Annotated in this window: 13 protein-coding genes; all 13 read right to left on the bottom strand. The window is 61.2% G+C overall.

Annotated elements, in window-relative coordinates; all coding sequences use genetic code 11:
* Positions 1-83: 83 nt before the first annotated feature.
* The 13 genes from NY78_RS07440 to NY78_RS07380 all read right to left on the bottom strand — a co-directional run bounded on the left by NY78_RS07440 (position 84) and on the right by NY78_RS07380 (position 16,056).
* Entirely contained in the window at positions 84-854 is a 771-nt protein-coding gene (locus tag NY78_RS07440) for a ParA family protein (RefSeq protein ID WP_043633785.1), read from the bottom strand.
* Positions 855-938: 84 nt separating this feature from the next.
* Positions 939-1,229 (bottom strand): GAK system XXXCH domain-containing protein, encoded by a 291-nt coding sequence (locus tag NY78_RS07435; RefSeq protein WP_043633782.1) that lies wholly within the window; start codon positions 1,227-1,229, stop codon positions 939-941.
* A 79-nt stretch (positions 1,230-1,308) separates the two neighbouring features.
* Complete coding sequence (locus tag NY78_RS07430; protein ID WP_043633779.1) at positions 1,309-2,316, bottom strand: NAD-dependent epimerase; 1,008 nt, start codon at positions 2,314-2,316, stop codon at positions 1,309-1,311.
* A gap of 65 nt (positions 2,317-2,381) precedes the next feature.
* The gene (locus NY78_RS07425; protein WP_043633776.1) at positions 2,382-3,245 is read right to left on the bottom strand and encodes a slipin family protein; all 864 of its coding nucleotides are present in this window, start codon (positions 3,243-3,245) and stop codon (positions 2,382-2,384) included.
* 22 nt (positions 3,246-3,267) lie between these two features.
* A complete protein-coding gene (locus NY78_RS07420; RefSeq protein WP_043633773.1) occupies positions 3,268-4,617 on the bottom strand; it encodes an NfeD family protein in 1,350 nt (449 codons plus the stop codon).
* Positions 4,586-5,329 (bottom strand): hypothetical protein, encoded by a 744-nt coding sequence (locus NY78_RS07415; RefSeq protein ID WP_043633770.1) that lies wholly within the window; start codon positions 5,327-5,329, stop codon positions 4,586-4,588. The genes NY78_RS07420 and NY78_RS07415 overlap by 32 nt, the downstream gene beginning before the upstream one ends.
* Positions 5,305-6,525 carry a bifunctional phosphopantothenoylcysteine decarboxylase/phosphopantothenate--cysteine ligase CoaBC gene (gene coaBC / locus NY78_RS07410; protein WP_043633767.1) on the bottom strand — a complete coding sequence of 407 codons (1,221 nt, stop codon included), beginning with the start codon at positions 6,523-6,525 and terminating at the stop codon, positions 5,305-5,307. Before coaBC ends, NY78_RS07415 begins: the two co-directional genes overlap by 25 nt.
* A gap of 46 nt (positions 6,526-6,571) precedes the next feature.
* Positions 6,572-7,444 (bottom strand): PilZ domain-containing protein, encoded by an 873-nt coding sequence (locus tag NY78_RS07405; RefSeq protein ID WP_043633764.1) that lies wholly within the window; start codon positions 7,442-7,444, stop codon positions 6,572-6,574.
* Positions 7,445-7,550: 106 nt separating this feature from the next.
* Complete coding sequence (locus NY78_RS07400) at positions 7,551-8,330, bottom strand: hypothetical protein (protein ID WP_231583835.1); 780 nt, start codon at positions 8,328-8,330, stop codon at positions 7,551-7,553.
* A 5-nt stretch (positions 8,331-8,335) separates the two neighbouring features.
* Positions 8,336-10,777, bottom strand: a complete 2,442-nt coding sequence (gyrA, locus tag NY78_RS07395; RefSeq protein ID WP_197084215.1) for a DNA gyrase subunit A — start codon at positions 10,775-10,777, stop codon at positions 8,336-8,338.
* A 134-nt stretch (positions 10,778-10,911) separates the two neighbouring features.
* Positions 10,912-13,326 (bottom strand): DNA topoisomerase (ATP-hydrolyzing) subunit B, encoded by a 2,415-nt coding sequence (gene gyrB, locus NY78_RS07390; protein ID WP_043633759.1) that lies wholly within the window; start codon positions 13,324-13,326, stop codon positions 10,912-10,914.
* Positions 13,323-14,516, bottom strand: a complete 1,194-nt coding sequence (gene dnaN / locus NY78_RS07385; RefSeq protein WP_043633758.1) for a DNA polymerase III subunit beta — start codon at positions 14,514-14,516, stop codon at positions 13,323-13,325. Before dnaN ends, gyrB begins: the two co-directional genes overlap by 4 nt.
* Before the next feature lie 187 nt (positions 14,517-14,703).
* Positions 14,704-16,056 carry a DnaA/Hda family protein gene (locus NY78_RS07380; RefSeq protein ID WP_043633756.1) on the bottom strand — a complete coding sequence of 451 codons (1,353 nt, stop codon included), beginning with the start codon at positions 16,054-16,056 and terminating at the stop codon, positions 14,704-14,706.
* Positions 16,057-16,183: the final 127 nt, after the last annotated feature.

Here is a 16,183-nt window from a genome sequence, read left to right as displayed (position 1 = left end):
GGCAGTGATGCCGGCGGCTTTTTTGATGGTGCGGGGGGAAAGGTGCCGAGCCTTGGGAAAGACGCGGGCCGGGCAGCAACCGATCAGGCCGCTGTCTGCCGCCGCACGACTTCCTGGGCCAGGGACAGATAGGCTTCGGCCCCGCGCGATTTGACGTCGTGGGTGAGCACGGGCTTGCCGTAGCTCGGGGCTTCGGACAGACGAATATTGCGGGGAATGAGCGTCTGGAAATAGAGCTTGGGGAAGCATTTCCAGACTTCCCGTTTGACGTGGCGATTGAGCTTGTTGCGGCCGTCGTACATGGTCAGGACCACGCCAAGGAGCTTGAGCCTGGGGTTGAGGCGTTTGCGCACCTGATCGTAGGTCCGCAGCAACTGGGCAATGCCTTCCAGGGCGTAGTACTCGCACTGGAGCGGCACGAGCATTTCCGTGGCCGCGCACAAGGCGTTGAGCGTCACCAGCCCGAGCGAGGGCGGACAATCGAGCAGGATGTAGTCGAACTCGTCAGCGACCCCTTCAATCAGAGTGCGCAGATAAAATTCCCGACCCGGCTTGCCCACCAATTCGATATCGGCGGCCACCAGATCCGGGGCTGAGGGCAGCACGGTCAAAAACGGCAGTTCCGTGCCGACAAAGGCCTTGCGGGCGTTTTGGGGATCAAACAGGACCGAGTAGAGATTTTCGGTGATCTGGTCCTGATAGATGGACAGGCCGCTGCTGGCGTTGGCCTGGGGATCACAGTCGATCAGCAGGGTTTTTTTTTCCATCACCGCCAGTGAAGCGGCCAGATTAACGGCTGTCGTGGTTTTGCCCACGCCGCCTTTCTGGTTGGCGATCACGATGACACGAGCCATGACGCATCTCCTTGGCCGGATACGTCCCGCAACGGTCGAGACGCGCCTCTCCCGATGTTTCACGTGAAACAGGGGGACAGCGGCTTAATCGCGAAAGGTCCGATGGCAAAAGGTCTGGGCGTCACGGAGTGATTCCATAATCATCACACACCCTTCCACATCGTTCTTTTTAACAGCATTGAGCAACTGCCCGGCGAGGTGGGAAAAATCCTCCGCCTCGTCCATCCAGGCCTCGTCGGCCATCTGGTGCAGTTTGCGGGCGAGACGGGCCAGACGATTCACCAACGCCTCATCTGGCAGGGCAGCGTCTTCAACCTGACTCTGAAGGGTGGCAAAAACCTCTTCGAGATCACGTTTCGTGGTCTTGAATTCCATTACCGCAGTCCGTCCTTGAGGCGGGTTACAGATTTTTCCTAAAAGGCCCGATTAGAGGACCCTCCCACTCCTGTCAATCCTATTGATGATAATACTCACGATACCAGGCAATAAAATTGGCAATCCCGGTCTTGATGTCCGTTGCGGGCTTGAAGCCGACGGCATTGATCAGGTCGTCAATGTTGGCACAGGTGGCTGGAACATCGCCCGGTTGCAGGGGCAAAAACTCTTTCACAGCCTGCTTGCCCAAGGCCTCTTCGATGGCTTCTATGAACTCAAGCAAAGTGACGCTGTTGTTGTTGCCAATGTTGTAGAGGCGATACGGCGCAACACTGCTGCTCGGATCAGGCGAAGCCGGATTCCAGGCCGGATTGGGCGCGGCAATGTTTTGCGTCACCCGCACTACACCTTCGACGATGTCGTCAATGTAGGTGAAATCGCGCTCCATCTGGCCGTGGTTGAAGACCTGGATCGGGTTGCCTTCCATGATGGCCTTGGCAAACAGGAACAGGGCCATGTCCGGCCGGCCCCAAGGACCGTAGACGGTAAAAAAGCGCAGTCCGGTGCAGGGAAGCCCGAACAGATAGCTGTAGGAATGGGCCATCAACTCGTTGGACTTTTTTGAGGCGGCATAGAGGCTTATCGGGTGGTCCACGTTGTCGTGGACCGAAAAAGGCATCTTGGTGTTGAGTCCGTAGACCGAACTGGACGAGGCAAAGACGAAATGGTCCACCTTGTGCTGCCGGCAGTTCTCCAAGATATTGAAATAGCCAATGATATTGGCATTTATATAGTCTTCGGGGTGGCTTAAGCTGTGGCGCACGCCGGCCTGGGCCGCCAGATTGACCACATAGTTAAAGCCCCCGGCGTCGAAGAGCCGGTCCATGGCGGCCCGATCAACCATGTCCTCCTGGACGAACCGAAACTTGGCGTCCGCCGAGAGCAAGGCGATGCGGTCCTTTTTGAGGGCCACGGAATAATAGGGGTTGAGGTTGTCCAGTCCGGTAACGGTAAAACCCATGGACAAGAAACGGCGACACAGATGGAAGCCGATGAATCCGGCGGCGCCGGTGACAAGGATATTCATGATTCCTTTGGGTAGCGGTAAATCGGACCCGAAGGCCGGTATGGCCTGCTCGGGAAGGAGCGACGCTATGCGTCGTTCCGGGACGCCTCCACTGCTCCGGGTGATGCCGGGTCGTCATTGCGTTGCACGTCCCGGGCCTTAGCCGAAGGGACCGCGGACTGGCCATATGCGGTCGCCACTGCGGCGTGGCTCGGACCATGAAAAAAAGAGCGGATAAAATCAAGTGGGATGGGCAAAATTGTCGTGGCCTGACTTTCCGAGGCCATCTCCCGGATGGTTTGCAGGTAGCGCAGCTGCATGGCTTCGGGACGGGCGCTTATGATCTCGGCCGCTTCGGCAAGTCTGGCTGAGGCCTGGAATTCTCCCTCGGCATTGATGATCTTGGCCCGGCGTTCGCGCTCGGCTTCGGCCTGTTTGGCCATGGCCCGCTGCATCTCCTGGGGCAGGTCGATATATTTGAGTTCCACATTGGCCACCTTGATGCCCCAAGGCCCGGTGTGGGTATCGAGGATGGTCTGCACCTGTTCATTGACCTTGTCGCGGTGGGCCAGGATCTCGTCGAGCTCCACCCCGCCGCAGACACTGCGCAACGTGGTCTGGCAAATCTGGGAGGTGGCGTACATGTAGTCCTCCACCTCCAAAATGGCCTTGATCGGCTCGGCCACCCGGAAATAAACCACGGCATTGACCTTGATGCTGACGTTGTCCTTGGTGATGACGTCCTGGTGCGGCACGTCCAGGGCAAAGGTGCGCAGCGACACCTTGGTCATGCGGTCGATGATCGGAAAAAGCAGGATCAATCCCGGTCCCTTGGCCCCGATGATCCGGCCGAGGCGAAAAACCACCCCGCGCTCGTATTCATTGAGCACCCGCAGGGAGGCCATTAACAAAAAGACCACGATGACAATGAGCGGAATGAAACCGAACATGGAAACCTCCTGGCAAAAGCGGTTACGCTTGCCGGTCGTCGCCTGGAGGCGACGGGTTGGCGGCTACGAGCAACACGAAATCCTGGACCGCTTCTATGCGCACGTCCTGGCCCGCAACCAGGGGGGAAGCCGGACGCTGCTTGGAGAAAAACCGGGCGTTCCAGATCTCCCCGTGTACAAACACCTTCCCGGCGTCGCCTTCCCAGCGGCGCACCAGAGCCGTTTGCCCGATGAGCGCTTCAACCCCGGACCTGGGCTTTTGCCGTTGGGCTTTGGCCAACAGCCAGCCAGCCCCGAGCAGCAAGGCCGAGACGCCAGCCACGGTGGGCAGGATAAGGCGCAGCGGCAGGGCGGTCTGGCCGTCCAGGCGAAACAGCAGCAGGGACCCGAAAAGAAGGGCCGCCACGCCAGACAGGCTCAGCAGGCCAAAACTGGTGATATGCAGTTCCAGCAGAAACAGCACGCCGGCTCCGAGCAAGAGCAGCAGGCCGGCTGCGTTGGTCGGCAGGACCGACAGGGCGTACAGGGCCAAAATAAGGGCCAGGCCGCCGACCACGCCGGGCAAAATGGCCCCAGGGGTGATCAGCTCGAAAAAGACGCCGGCCACGCCAATAAGCAGCAGCACATAGGCGATCTGGGGGTCGAGCAGCCAGGAAAGCAGACTATACCAGGGACCGGGGTCGTAGGCCTCGATACCGGCGCTCTGGCCGTCGAAGCGGACCAGCCCGGCAGCGGTCGGCAGGCCGCGCTTGCCCAGCTGGACAAGCAGGTCGCGCGCATCCACGGCAATAAAGTCCACCACCCGTTCGGCCACGGCCTCGGCGGCGGTCAGGCTGGCGGCCTCTTCCACCGAGCGCTTGTACCAGTTGACGTTGCGGCCGTGTTTGTCGGCCAGCCCGCGCACCAGACTTTGCAGGTCGTTTCGGACTTTCTTGTCAGCCGTCTTGGGCAAATCCTCGCCGCCCGGGGCAATGGGCGAGGCCGCGCCGATGGTGGTCTGGGGGGCCATGACGGCCACATCGGCCGCCGCCGCCAGAAAGACGCCGGCCGAGGCCGCCCGCGCCCCGCCTGGGGCCACATAGACCACCACTGGCACCGTGGCGTTTAGGATGGAGCCGACCATGCGCCGCATGACTTCGATGCTGCCGCCCGGGGTGTCGAGGGTGAGGAGCAGGAGGTCGGCGTGTTTGCCGGAAGCGGCGCGCAGGGCGTTATCCAGCATGTCGGCCTGGGCCGGGCTGATGGCCGCAGCCAGCCGGGCTTCGAGAACTGTCGTCGCCTGGGCTTGCCCGGCCAGCAGAAGTGTTGCGAGAACAAGAAAAAAGAAGCGGCAGCAGAACTTAGGCAAAGGGTGAAAGCGTCGTACAGACATGGTTCCATGCCTCCGGGTCGCTTGCAAGCAGGGTTTCGGGATGGGGAAGCCGTTCGATTACGGGCATCGGCTGTCCGATCTGGTCAAGCGCCAGAGCCACTGCCGGGGGCAGGGGGCCGAAGACGGCCAGCACCGCCGGGGCCATTCGCCTGATGCCGGCTGCGAAGTGCTCCGGGAAGTCTGTCAATAGTGTGTGCGTAGGCAGGGCAAAGGGCCAGAATGCCACGGCATTTTTGCCGGCCAAATCCAGGTCGCGAAGCAGGGTGCGCCACAGCCCGCCGCGCCGGGGATCGGCCTGGCCGGTGAGGTCAAACCCCAGTTCGCTGTAGGTGATGACCAGCCGTGGCCGGGCCGGGGCCTTGGCATAAAGGGCCGGCCAGGGATCGGGCCACTGCGACGGATCCTCGGGAAGCGAAGGCGAGGGAGCGGCCGGGGCAACAGACAGTGCGGCTTCGGTCAGGGTCGCTGCCGCAGCGTCCACGGCCGCAGACAGGGTCGTTGCCGCAACTTGGGCCGTGGCCTCCTGGGGGGGCATGTCCACTGCGGAAGGCAGACCCATGGCCCTATCGGGTTCTTCCGGGACAGCCGGCTCCTGGGCCGGCGAAGCATCAGAAAAAGCAGCATCCGGGTCGATGTAGAAATGGCGCACGCCGGCCATCTGCCAGACGCGCAGGCGTTCGGGCACCTCTAGGAGCGAATCGAGAAGTCCCATATTTTCATGGCCATTTCGGTTTTGGGGATGTTGCCCCAGGTTTCCTGGCGACCCTCGGCGTCCAGGGCCAGGGCCTCGTTGGAGGGACTGGCAAAGCCCGTGTCGCTGCGCCCAATCGGGTTGGCAATGATGGCGTCGCAGTTTTTGCGGGTCAACTTGCCCCGGGCGTTTTCGCCCAGATTCTCGGTCTCGGCGCAAAAGCCGATCAGGTATTGGCCAGGGGTTTTGACGCCGCCCATTGCCGCCAGGATATCACGGGTGGGGAGAAATTCCAGGGGGGGGCCGGCCTCGGCAGCGTCTTTTTTGAATTTGCCGCCGCCGGGATGGGGTTTTGGCGAAAAATCAGCCACCGCCGCCGCCATCACGCCATAGTCCGATCCGGTCCAGGCGTCGAGACAGGCCTCGTACATCTGGGCGGCGCTGACCACCGGCAAGACCCGCACATCCTCCGGGAACCACCAGGAAACCGGGCCGGACACCACGGTGACCGAGGCCCCGCGCAACCAGGCAGCCATGGCCACGCAGGCTCCCATGCGCCCGGTGGAGGGATTGGACCAAAAACGGGCGGCATCGAAATATTCGCGGGTCGGGCCAAGACTGACCAGGACCCGTTTGCCGGCCATGTCCTGGGGGGTAATGGCCCGCAGCAGGGCGGCGAAAATGGCCTCGTCCGCGGCCAGACGCCCCTGGCCGGACTCGCCGCAGGCCATGGAGCCGCACTCCGGGGCAATGCCGATGACGCCGCGCTCAAGGAGCGTGCGCCAGTTGGACTGGGTGGCCGCAGCCTGCCACAACCGGGGATTCATGGCCGGCGCGCAGACCAGCGGTCCGGCAAAGGCCAGGGCCTGGCAGGACAGGAGGTCATCGGCCAGCCCGTGGGCCATCTTGGCCAGGGTGTTGGCCGTGGCCGGCACAACGGCAAAAAGATCGGCCGACTGGGCCGGGGCCAGATGGGCAAAATTGGCGGCATCGTGATTGAAAAGGGCGGTATAGACCGGATCGGCCCCCAGGGCCTCAAAGGAGAGCGGGGTGACGAATTGCCGGGCCGCCTCGGTCAGGGTCACGCCGACGCCGGCCCCGGTGGCGAGCAGGCGGCGCACGAGGGCCAGAGCCTTATAGGCGGCCACCGAACCGGTGACGCCAAGATGGATGCGTCGGCCGCTGTAGCCGGTAAAATCGAGATGACTGGTCTGCATGTCGGTCTTCCTCGGCCAAGGCCGGGTGAGGGGCCGGGTTTGGCGGTCAGGCCAGACCCCGGTCGCGGTAGAGGGAAACATGCCACAGGTAGATGCGCTGGGCCATGTCGTCGATGACGTTGTCTTCGATCTTGGACCATTCGACCTTGCCGGATTCCTGGCGCACGCCGTTGGCCACAAATTCCAGGCCCAGGGCTATTTCCCCGGTGACCGGGTCAGGCTGGATATTGTTGACCTTGGCCACCAGCCAATATTCTTCCCGCAATTTTGGGACTTTGTCCTCAAAGGTGAAAAAAAGAATGAAGCGGTCGCCCTTTTTGGGTTCCAGGGCGCTGTCCTTGACATGCTGGCGTTTGACGCGAAACCGCAAGCCGCCGGCCGAAATATTGTCGACCTGGGCCTGACCGGATTTAAAATGGCTGTGGGCCACGGTCGGCTTAGCCATGTCGAAGCCGCTGGCCTCGTATTTCCAGATGGCGATATGGGAAAATTGTTGGAAATCCGGTCGCATGCGCAGGCTTTTTCGCCGTTGCGCCCCGTTTAGGGCCGCCGGAAAGGCCACGGCAATCTGGGGAGGGCGATCGGCATAATTGCGGATACGCAGAATATCGGTGGAAAAATTATAAAATATTTCCCGGTGCCGGTCTTCGCGCTCTACAATACGAAAAAAGCAGGTGATGGACCGGCCCAGAAAACGGTCCTTGAGGTTGGCCACGCCACCCAGTTCCAACACCAGCCCGGCGTCGTTGACAGCCATGACCGTGGCCGTGACCCCGGTCAGATTGCTGTCTTTGGCGTCGAACTGCACGTGGATCTTGGACCGCTGGGTCAGGGCCAGATCAAGGACGGCGGCGGTTCGCCGACGGCCCTGTTCATCCTCTTTGGAGGATTTTGCTTTTCGAAACAAATCCAAGACCATGTGCTTCCAATCCAGACTGAGGATGGTCAAAGGTATCAGGGGGGTGCAAACGTCGTCAATTTCCCCTGGCAATAAAGTTGTCTCTGGCGCGCGATGTGGGCGCAAATCAATTTTGAAGGGATTCGAGTCGTTTGTCCACGACCAAGGGATTGGGGTGCAGCGGCCGCACCGCTTCGTACACTGTCCGGGCTGCCGCCTTGTCCTGGCGGCCTTCATAGAGTTGTCCCAGGGCAAAGCCGGCCTGGGCACGCAGGGCCGGGGCAATTGTTGCCGTTTGAAAGACTGTCTGCAAAAGCGATTCCGCTTGGGCAGGACGCTCCAGGCGGCCGAGCAGTTCGGCCTGGGCCAGGGCGCATTGGGCTGTGCTGTCCTGCGGCAGGAAGGTCTTGCGGCAGGCATCGTATCGGCCCAAAGCCTCTTTGTCATTGTGCTGGGCCAGATCAATCCGGGCGGCCAGCAGATAACAGGCGAGAACCTTGGCTTGCGGGGCGTTTGGCATGTCCAGCACGGCCTGGCAAAGGACCAAGGCCTTGGGATAGTCCTTGCGGGAAAAACGGAGCTCGGCCGCGGTGGTCAACAGATCGGCGGCAATAGCGGGTTGGGCGGCGTATTCCAGCACCGCAGCCTCAAGAAGGGCTGCGGCCTTGTCCGGCGATTCCCGGACATCGAGGTCGATGTCGGCCAGCCGTTTCCAGGCTTCAAGACGGGAAGTACCCTGGGGAAAGCTCTGGAGATAGGCCTGGTAGGCGGTTTCGGCGCGCAGAAACTGGCTGTCCAGAAAGGCCCGGCGGGCTGTTTCCAGGATCTGGGCCTCGGAATCGGGCGCAGGGGCGCCGCAGCCTGCCAGACCTGTCAGCAGACAGGCCAGGCAGGCAGACAGCAGCACCCGGCCTATTCGTCGGAAACAGGGCACCGTTCGAGTTCACTGGGGTCGACCAGATCGAATCCGGCCACCATGTCGTTTTCATCCATGCGCACCAGCATGACGCCCTGGGTGGCCCGGCCCACCGTGGAAATGCCGTTGACCGAAAGGCGGATGATCTTGTTGGCCGAGGTCAAAAGGAGCATCTCGTCGCCGTCAGAGACCATGACCGCGCCAATGACCTGTCCGGTCTTGGGGGTCACCCGCATGTTGATCACACCGGAACCACCGCGATTGCGCAGGGGATAGTGATCAATGGAGGTGCGTTTCCCGTAGCCGTTGGCCGAAATGGTGAGCACTTCGGAGCGGCTCTCCCCGGTGACCACAACGCCGGCGGCCACCCGGTCCTGGCCCTTGAGGGCAATGCCCTTGACGCCGGCCGCGCCGCGGCCGGTCGGTCGCACGCCGCTTATGTGGAAGCGGTTGGACAGGCCTTGCTGGGTGGCCAGCAGGACTTCGGTGTCGTCGTCGATCTCCTTGACCGTCAAGAGCTCGTCATTTTCCTTGAGACCCACGGCAATGATGCCGGTCGAGCGGCAGTTCTTGTAGAGGTCGGTGCAGGTGCGCTTGACCATGCCCTTGCGGGTGACAAAGAGGAAATAGCGTTCCTCGGAGAACTCGCGGATGGCCAGGGCCGTGGCCACGAATTCTTCCTTGTCCATGGGGAGCAGGTTGGCGATATGCGCTCCCTTGGCCGTACGCTGGCCTTCGGGAATCTGGTGCACCGGCAGCATGAACATGCGGCCAAGGTTGGTAAACAGCAAAAGCTGCTGGTGGTTGGTGGTGGCGCAAAAGGACTGGACAAAGTCGTCTCCCGAGGTGGACAGGCCGGCAATGCCTTTGCCGCCGCGCTTTTGCTGCTGGTAGTTGTCGATGCGGGTGCGCTTGATATACCCGCGCCGCGACAGGGTGATGACCACGTCCTCGTCGGGAATGAGATCGAGGATGTTGATGCCTTCCAGGTCTTCGAGGATTTCGGTCTTTCGCGGCGTGGCGTACCGGGTTTGGATCTCGGTGATCTCGTCGCGGATGACGCCGCGCAGGACCTCGTCGTTTTCCAGGATCGAGCGCAGGTATTCGATGAGCTTGATGAGCTCGTTGTACTCGTCAATGAGCTTTTGCCGCTCCAGGTTGGTCAGGCGCTGCAGGCGCATGTCCAGGATGGCCTGGGACTGGCGCTCGGACAGGGCAAAGCGTTCCATGAGCCGTTCCCGGGCTTCCACGGCGTTTTTCGAGGCCCGGATGATGGCCACGACCTCGTCGATGTTGTCCAGCGCGATGCGCAGGCCTTCGAGAATATGGGCCCGCTCCTCGGACTTGCGCAAATCGAACTTGGTGCGCCGCAAAATGACGTCCCGACGGTGGGTCAGGAAGTGCTCAAGCATCTGCTTGATATTTAAAAGGGCCGGGCGGTTGTCGGCCACGACCAGCATGTTGATGCCAAAGGAGGTTTCCAGCGGAGTGTATTTGTATAGGGCATTGATGACAATGTCCGGAATGGTGCCTTTTTTGAGATCAAGGACAATGCGGATGCCTTTGCGGTCGGATTCGTCGCGCAGGTCGGACACGCCCTCGATGCGGCCGTCGTTAATAAGGGCCGCAATCTTTTCCACCAGCGAAGACTTGTTGAGCGCATAGGGAATCTCGCGGATGACCACCGAGACATAGTCTTTTTTGCGCTCTTCAACCTCGGCCCGGCCCCGGATTTTGATGCTGCCGCGGCCGGTGGTGTAGGCCTCGATGAGTCCCTTGCCGCCGTAGATGGAGGCGGCCGTGGGAAAGTCCGGGCCTTTGACCAGACCGATGATGTCGGTGACCGGACAATGGGGGGCGTCGAGCAGATGGAGCAGGCCGTCGCACAGCTCGCCCAGGTTGTGCGGCGGAATGTTGGTGGCCATGCCGACGGCGATGCCCGAGGAGCCGTTTAGGAGCAGGTTTGGCACCTTGGTCGGCAGCACGGCCGGCTCTTGCAGGCTGTTGTCGTAGTTGGGCCGGAAGTCGACGGTTTCCTTTTCGATGTCGGCCAGAAATTCGCCGGCCAGACGCGACATGCGCACTTCGGTGTATCGCATGGCCGCTGCGGCGTCGCCGTCGATGGAGCCGAAGTTGCCCTGGCCATCGACAATGGCGTCGCGCATGGAGAAATCCTGGGCCATGCGGACCAGGGCATCGTACACGGACTGGTCGCCGTGGGGATGGTATTTACCGATGACGTCACCGACGACGCGGGCGGACTTTTTATAGGGCCGGTTGTAGGAGTTGGACAGGTCGTGCATGGCGTAGAGAATGCGCCGGTGCACGGGTTTGAGTCCGTCGCGCACATCCGGGATGGCCCGGCCGATGATGACGCTTAAGGAGTATTCCAGATAGGACTTCTTAAGCTCTTCCTCGATATGGATCGAATCGCTCACAGTATGCTCCAGTCAAACGGGGAGTCTTCGGGTGTCCGGCCGGAAGGCGTATTCCCAGGCCGGTGCTGCCCCCGGGGGACTGTTCCCCGGACCCGCTCGGTTTCAATATGCCGGTTGCGGCGCGTTTGTGGCCCTTAGATGTCGAGTTCCTTGATGGACAGGGCGTTTCGGTCAATGAAGTTCTTGCGATGCTCGACCTTTTCGCCCATGAGCTGGGAGAAAATGGTGTCGCACTCGTCAAGATCCTCGATATTGACCTGGAGGAAACTGCGCTTTTCCGGGTTCATGGTGGTTTCCCACAGCTGCTCCGGGTTCATTTCGCCCAGACCCTTGTAGCGCTGGATGTTCACGCCCTTTAGGGCATCGTCCATAAGCGTCTTGTAGAGTTCGAAAAAGCCGCTGACTTCGCGGACTTCTTCCTTGCGGGTGATGGTCAAGGGCAGCACCGGACATTCGGCCAAAAGTTCGCCGTAGGTTTCATGGGCGCGGCGATAGATTTTGGAGCTAAAAAACTCCACGGCAATGCGGTGGCGGGCCATGTTGGGCGAAATAAAGACGGCATAGAGCCGGCGTTCCTCGTCTGTTTCCTCGGCCTCGACACTCACACTATAGTTGCAGCGGCCCAGATGGGCGACCAGTCCTTCCGGCAGATCAATGCCGGCAAAGTCCGAGGCGGTCAGGCGCGGGTGGCTTAATAGCGGCAGGATCAGGTCTTCAGGCAGGCCGTAGCTGGCCGCCTCATGGACCCGGGCTTCCAGGAAACGGATGCGCTCCACCAGGGCGGTCAGGGTCTCGCCGGCAAAGGTGATCTCGCCGGAACCAACGGCCACGTCCTCGCCGATGCGTCCCAAAAGGAAGCTCGAAAGCTCTTCCTCGTCCTTGATGAACCGCTCGAAATCGCCCTTGAAGACCCGATAGAGCGGCGGCTGGGCAATGTAGACATAGCCGCTGGTGATGAGTTTTTCGTAGCGCCGATAGAAAAACGTGAGCAGCAGGGTGCGGATGTGCGCCCCGTCCACGTCGGCATCGGTCATGATGACGATTTTGTGGTAGCGCAGCCGGGCCATGTTCTCGGCGTCTTTTTCCTCATTTTCGGCATCGCCCATGGTCGGGGTGGGTCCGATGGCCGTGATGAGATTTCGGATTTCCTTGTTGCCAAGCATCTTATCCGTTCGGGTTCGCTCGACATTCAGGATCTTGCCGCGAAGGGGCAAGATGGCCTGGAAGCGGGGGTCGCGCCCCTGCTTGGCCGAGCCGCCGGCCGAGTCGCCCTCGACGATAAACAGTTCCGACTCCTCGGGCTTCTTGGACTGGCAGTCAGCCAGCTTGCCGGGCAGGGAATGGTCGGACAGGGCGCCCTTGCGCCGCACCAGCTCCTTGGCCTTGCGGGCGGCCTCGCGGGCCCGGGCGGCGTCAACGGCCTTTTCCACAATGGCCTTGGCGTCCTTGGGGTTTTCCTCGAAGTGGACGTTCATGGCCTCGAAGACCATCTTGGCCACCTGTCCGGCCACTTCGGAGTTGCCAAGCTTGGTCTTGGTCTGGCCTTCGAACTGGGGCTGGGGGAGCTTGACGGAAATGACGGCGGTCAGGCCCTCGCGGACATCGTCGCCGGTCAATTTCTGTTTGAATTTCTTGGGGATGTCGGCTTTTTCAATGTAGGTATTGATGGCCCGGGTCAGCGCCGTCTTGAATCCGGCCAGATGGGTGCCGCCTTCCCGGGTGCGGATGTTGTTGGCAAAGGTCAGGACTTCTTCTTTGTAATTGGCGTTGTACTGCAGGGCGAAATCCACCACCAGCCCGTCCACTTCGCCAAGTCCGCCGATGATGTCGTGGATGGTCTGTTCGCCGGCATTGAGATCGGCCACGAATTCGTGGAGACCGCCGTCGAACCGGTAGGTGGTGCGTTCGTTGGTCCGTTCGTCCTTGAAATCCAGTTCGAGCTTGCGGTTTAAATAGGCCAGTTCCTCAAACCGCTTGGCCAGGGTCTCGTGGTTGAACTGGTTGGTCTCGAAAATCTCCTCGTCGGGCATAAAGCGAATGGTGGTGCCGGTGGATTCGGCATCGCCGATGACTGTGAGCGGGGTGACCGGCGCGCCGCGCTCAAAGCGCATGTGGTGGCGCTTGCCGCCCCGACGCACGGTCACTTCGAGATATTCCGACAGGGCGTTGACCACCGAGACGCCAACACCGTGCAGGCCGCCGGAGACCTTGTAGGCGTCGTTGTCGAACTTGCCGCCGGCATGGAGCACGGTCATGACCACTTCGACGGCCGGCTTGCCTTCCTTGGGGTGCATGTCCACCGGGATGCCGCGGCCGTTGTCCGAGACGGTGACCGAGTTGTCCAGATGAATGGTGATGCTCACGCGGTCGCAGTAGCCGGCCATGGATTCGTCGATGGAGTTGTCCACAACTTCATAGACGAGATGGTGCAGGCCGCGGATGTCCGTGGAACCGATATACATGGCCGGGCGTTTGCGTACGGCCGAAAGCCCCTCTAAAACGGTAATGGAACTGGCGTCGTACAACTGGGGCGTCTTATCCTGACTCATGCGATGTCTTCCTCGCTATAATACGTCTCTTCAACGATTTTCATGGGCATGATGATGACCAGACACTGCTTGTCGTCATCTCCGACGATGCCGCAGGGGCCTTCGGCCCCGGTCAGCGTCAGGGTGACCCGGGGGGATTCAAAGTGGCCCAGGATGTCGGTTAAGTCTTTGGTCGGGAAGGCCACCTTGTCCAGGCTCCCGGTAAAGGCGCATTCGAGCGTTTCCGTGGCTTCGCCGGCTTCCTGGCCCTGGCTTTTGAGCGACAACTCGCCTGGCCCGTCAAACAGGAAATAGGCGCAGCGGTTGTTGTCGGTATTGAAAATGGCCACCCGCTCCAGGGCCTCGATGCACTCCGAGCGGTCGATGGTCAGGGTGGAGACGCCTTCGGTGGCCAGCTTGGAGACAAAGGCGTTGTAGTCCGGGTACTGGTAAAAACTGAGCGGCAGGCTGAAGGTCTCGATTCTGGGGGCGGCTTCGGGAGCGGCCTCGTCGCGTTTCTGGGTCCGGAAAAAGAGCCGCTTCTGGCCCATGGCCAGTTCCACTTCCTCGGCGGTCAGCCAGCGCTTGAGCTCGGCCACGTACTTTTTCTGAATGAGAATGCCGTCAGCCGGCAGCATGGCCGAGATGGCATCGTCCAAAAAGCCCACCAGGGAGAACTGGTGGCCGTTTAGGCCGCAGACCTCGATCTTGGCTTCACTGGGCACGGGCTTGAAATACATGCAGGCCATGGCCTCCATGGTGTCTTCATCGGAGATGCAATAGGCCACGCGTTCGATGATCTCCTGGAGCACGTCGCCGGACCAGGTCACCGCGCCCTCGTCCGGAAAGGGCGAAAAGGGCTGGAACCAGTTGCGATCGGACACGGGCAGCTTGTAGCGCCGCGATCCCTGCTTGATGAGCAGATTGCCCGAGGCCTCGTCCAGGGTCAGGCTGATCTCGCCCGGGGGCAGTTTCCGGACCAGCTCGAAAAAGCTTTTGCCCTGCACGCCGCACAGTCCTTCCTGGCTGACCTTGGCCGCATAGTGGCCGGTAAATTCCAGGCTCGAGTCGGTGGACAGGATCCGAAGCGCTCCCGGCACGGCTTCGAGCCAGATGGTGCGCAGGAAGGCGGCTCCGGTTTTGGCCGGGATGATGCTCGAGGATTTTTGCAGTCCGTCGATGATGTCGTTTCGAAAGACCGTCAGTTGCATGGGCGTCTCCTTGGCGTGCGGGGTGCGACGCCTTTCGTCTTCAAGGATAAGAAGGATTGAAAGTTGTAGGAGTAGTAGGGGCTGTCGCTACGTTCGTTTGTCTGACAACGCCCTGAAATAACGCGATAAAAAACGATTCCGCAAGCGACCGGCAAGGCGCGGTGGGAACAGGCGGCCGGCTTCAGGCTCATGCCGGGCCTCCCTGACGACACTTTTTGGACAATTGGCGGAACAAAAGTTTCGTATCCTGGTTATCATCCAGAATTTGTTGGAATTTTCGGATCGAATACAGGACCGTCGAGTGGTCCTTGCCGCCGAAAATCTTGCCCAGGGCCGGATACGAGATGCCAAGAAGGGTGCGGCACAGGGCCATGGCCGCCTGCCTGGCAAAGACCAGTTCCTTTTTGCGGCCCGGGCCGGTGATGTCCCGGGCCGGGATGCCGAAATGCTCGGCGCACACGGCCAGCACCCGCTCCGGGGTCAGTTCCGGGACTTTCTTGTCCTCGGACAGCCGGATATGGCGCGAGAACTCCGCTTCGGAGAGTTCGCCGCCGACGTGCTGGCGAAAGGCCTCGATGCGCAGGAGCACGCCTTCCAGGCGCCTGAAGCCCTCAAACCGGCTGGCCAGGGTCAGGGTCTGTTCCCGGGACAGGCCCAGGCGTTTGTCCTTGTTGACCTGCTCGACGAACTGGCTGCGCACCGAGAGGTCCGGGGATTTGAGGTGGACCATAAGGCCCCATTCCAGGCGGGAGCGGAAGGTGGGGTCGAGAAAATCGCAGGAAGCGGCCCGCTCGCGGCTGGAAAAAACCATCTGGCGGCCGGCGTCGTGAAAGGCGTTGAAAACGCCGATCAATTCCTGTTCCATATCCGGAGCCCGGGCGATGTCGGTCAGTTCGTCGATAAAAAGCCAGTCGTGGCCGGCCAGATCGGCCCGGATTTCCGGACGCGACCGGCGGGGATCGGCGTAGAGGCCCTGAATATCGGCCACCGAGCCGAAAAAGACGCTCATTCCGGACTGGCCTTTGGCCACGGCATTGGCCATGGCCCGCAGCAAATGGGTTTTCCCCGAACCTGACGGGCCGCAAACGAAAAAGGGATTGTAGCGCACCTCGGTCTGGCGGGCCACTTCCCGGGCCAGGGCCAGGGGAAAGGTGTTTTTCTCGTTGGCCAGAAAGGTTTCGAAGGTGAACCGGTGGCCGTAGGGAAAGTCCGTGACCACGGCCCCGTCGGTCGGCTGGTGCGGCGCGCCGGCCCCGGCTGCGTTCTGGCAGCCCCGGGTCCGGTAGCGCAGGGTGTGCCCGGGTCCGAGGTACTGGGCCAGCTGGCGCTCGAAAAGTTCCTTGACCGAGGCGTCAAACCAGGCGGCAAAATAGCTATGGGGAAAAACCACGCAAAAAGAGCGGTCGGCCTCGGCAGTCGTGATGTCGAGGGGATCAAACCAGCGTCGCAGTTCCTGTTCGGGGCAGGTGCGCAGCAGATGTTGGCGAAAATCGTTTTTTAGCACGCCGTCACCGGATGCCGAAAGGGGCGCGGACGTCATCGGGCCGCAACGATATTTTCAGTCATAATGGTATGTTGTGCTGGACATCCCGGTCTTTTGCCAAAGATGCCGGAACAAGCCCAACCTAGCCTATTTTGGAGCCGAAGCCAAGGGGGGGGTACGCCCG

It is taken from the genome of Desulfovibrio sp. TomC, from assembly GCF_000801335.2.
Taxonomy (GTDB): Bacteria; Desulfobacterota; Desulfovibrionia; order Desulfovibrionales; family Desulfovibrionaceae; genus Solidesulfovibrio.
This window is presented reverse-complemented; position numbering and strand designations above follow the sequence as displayed.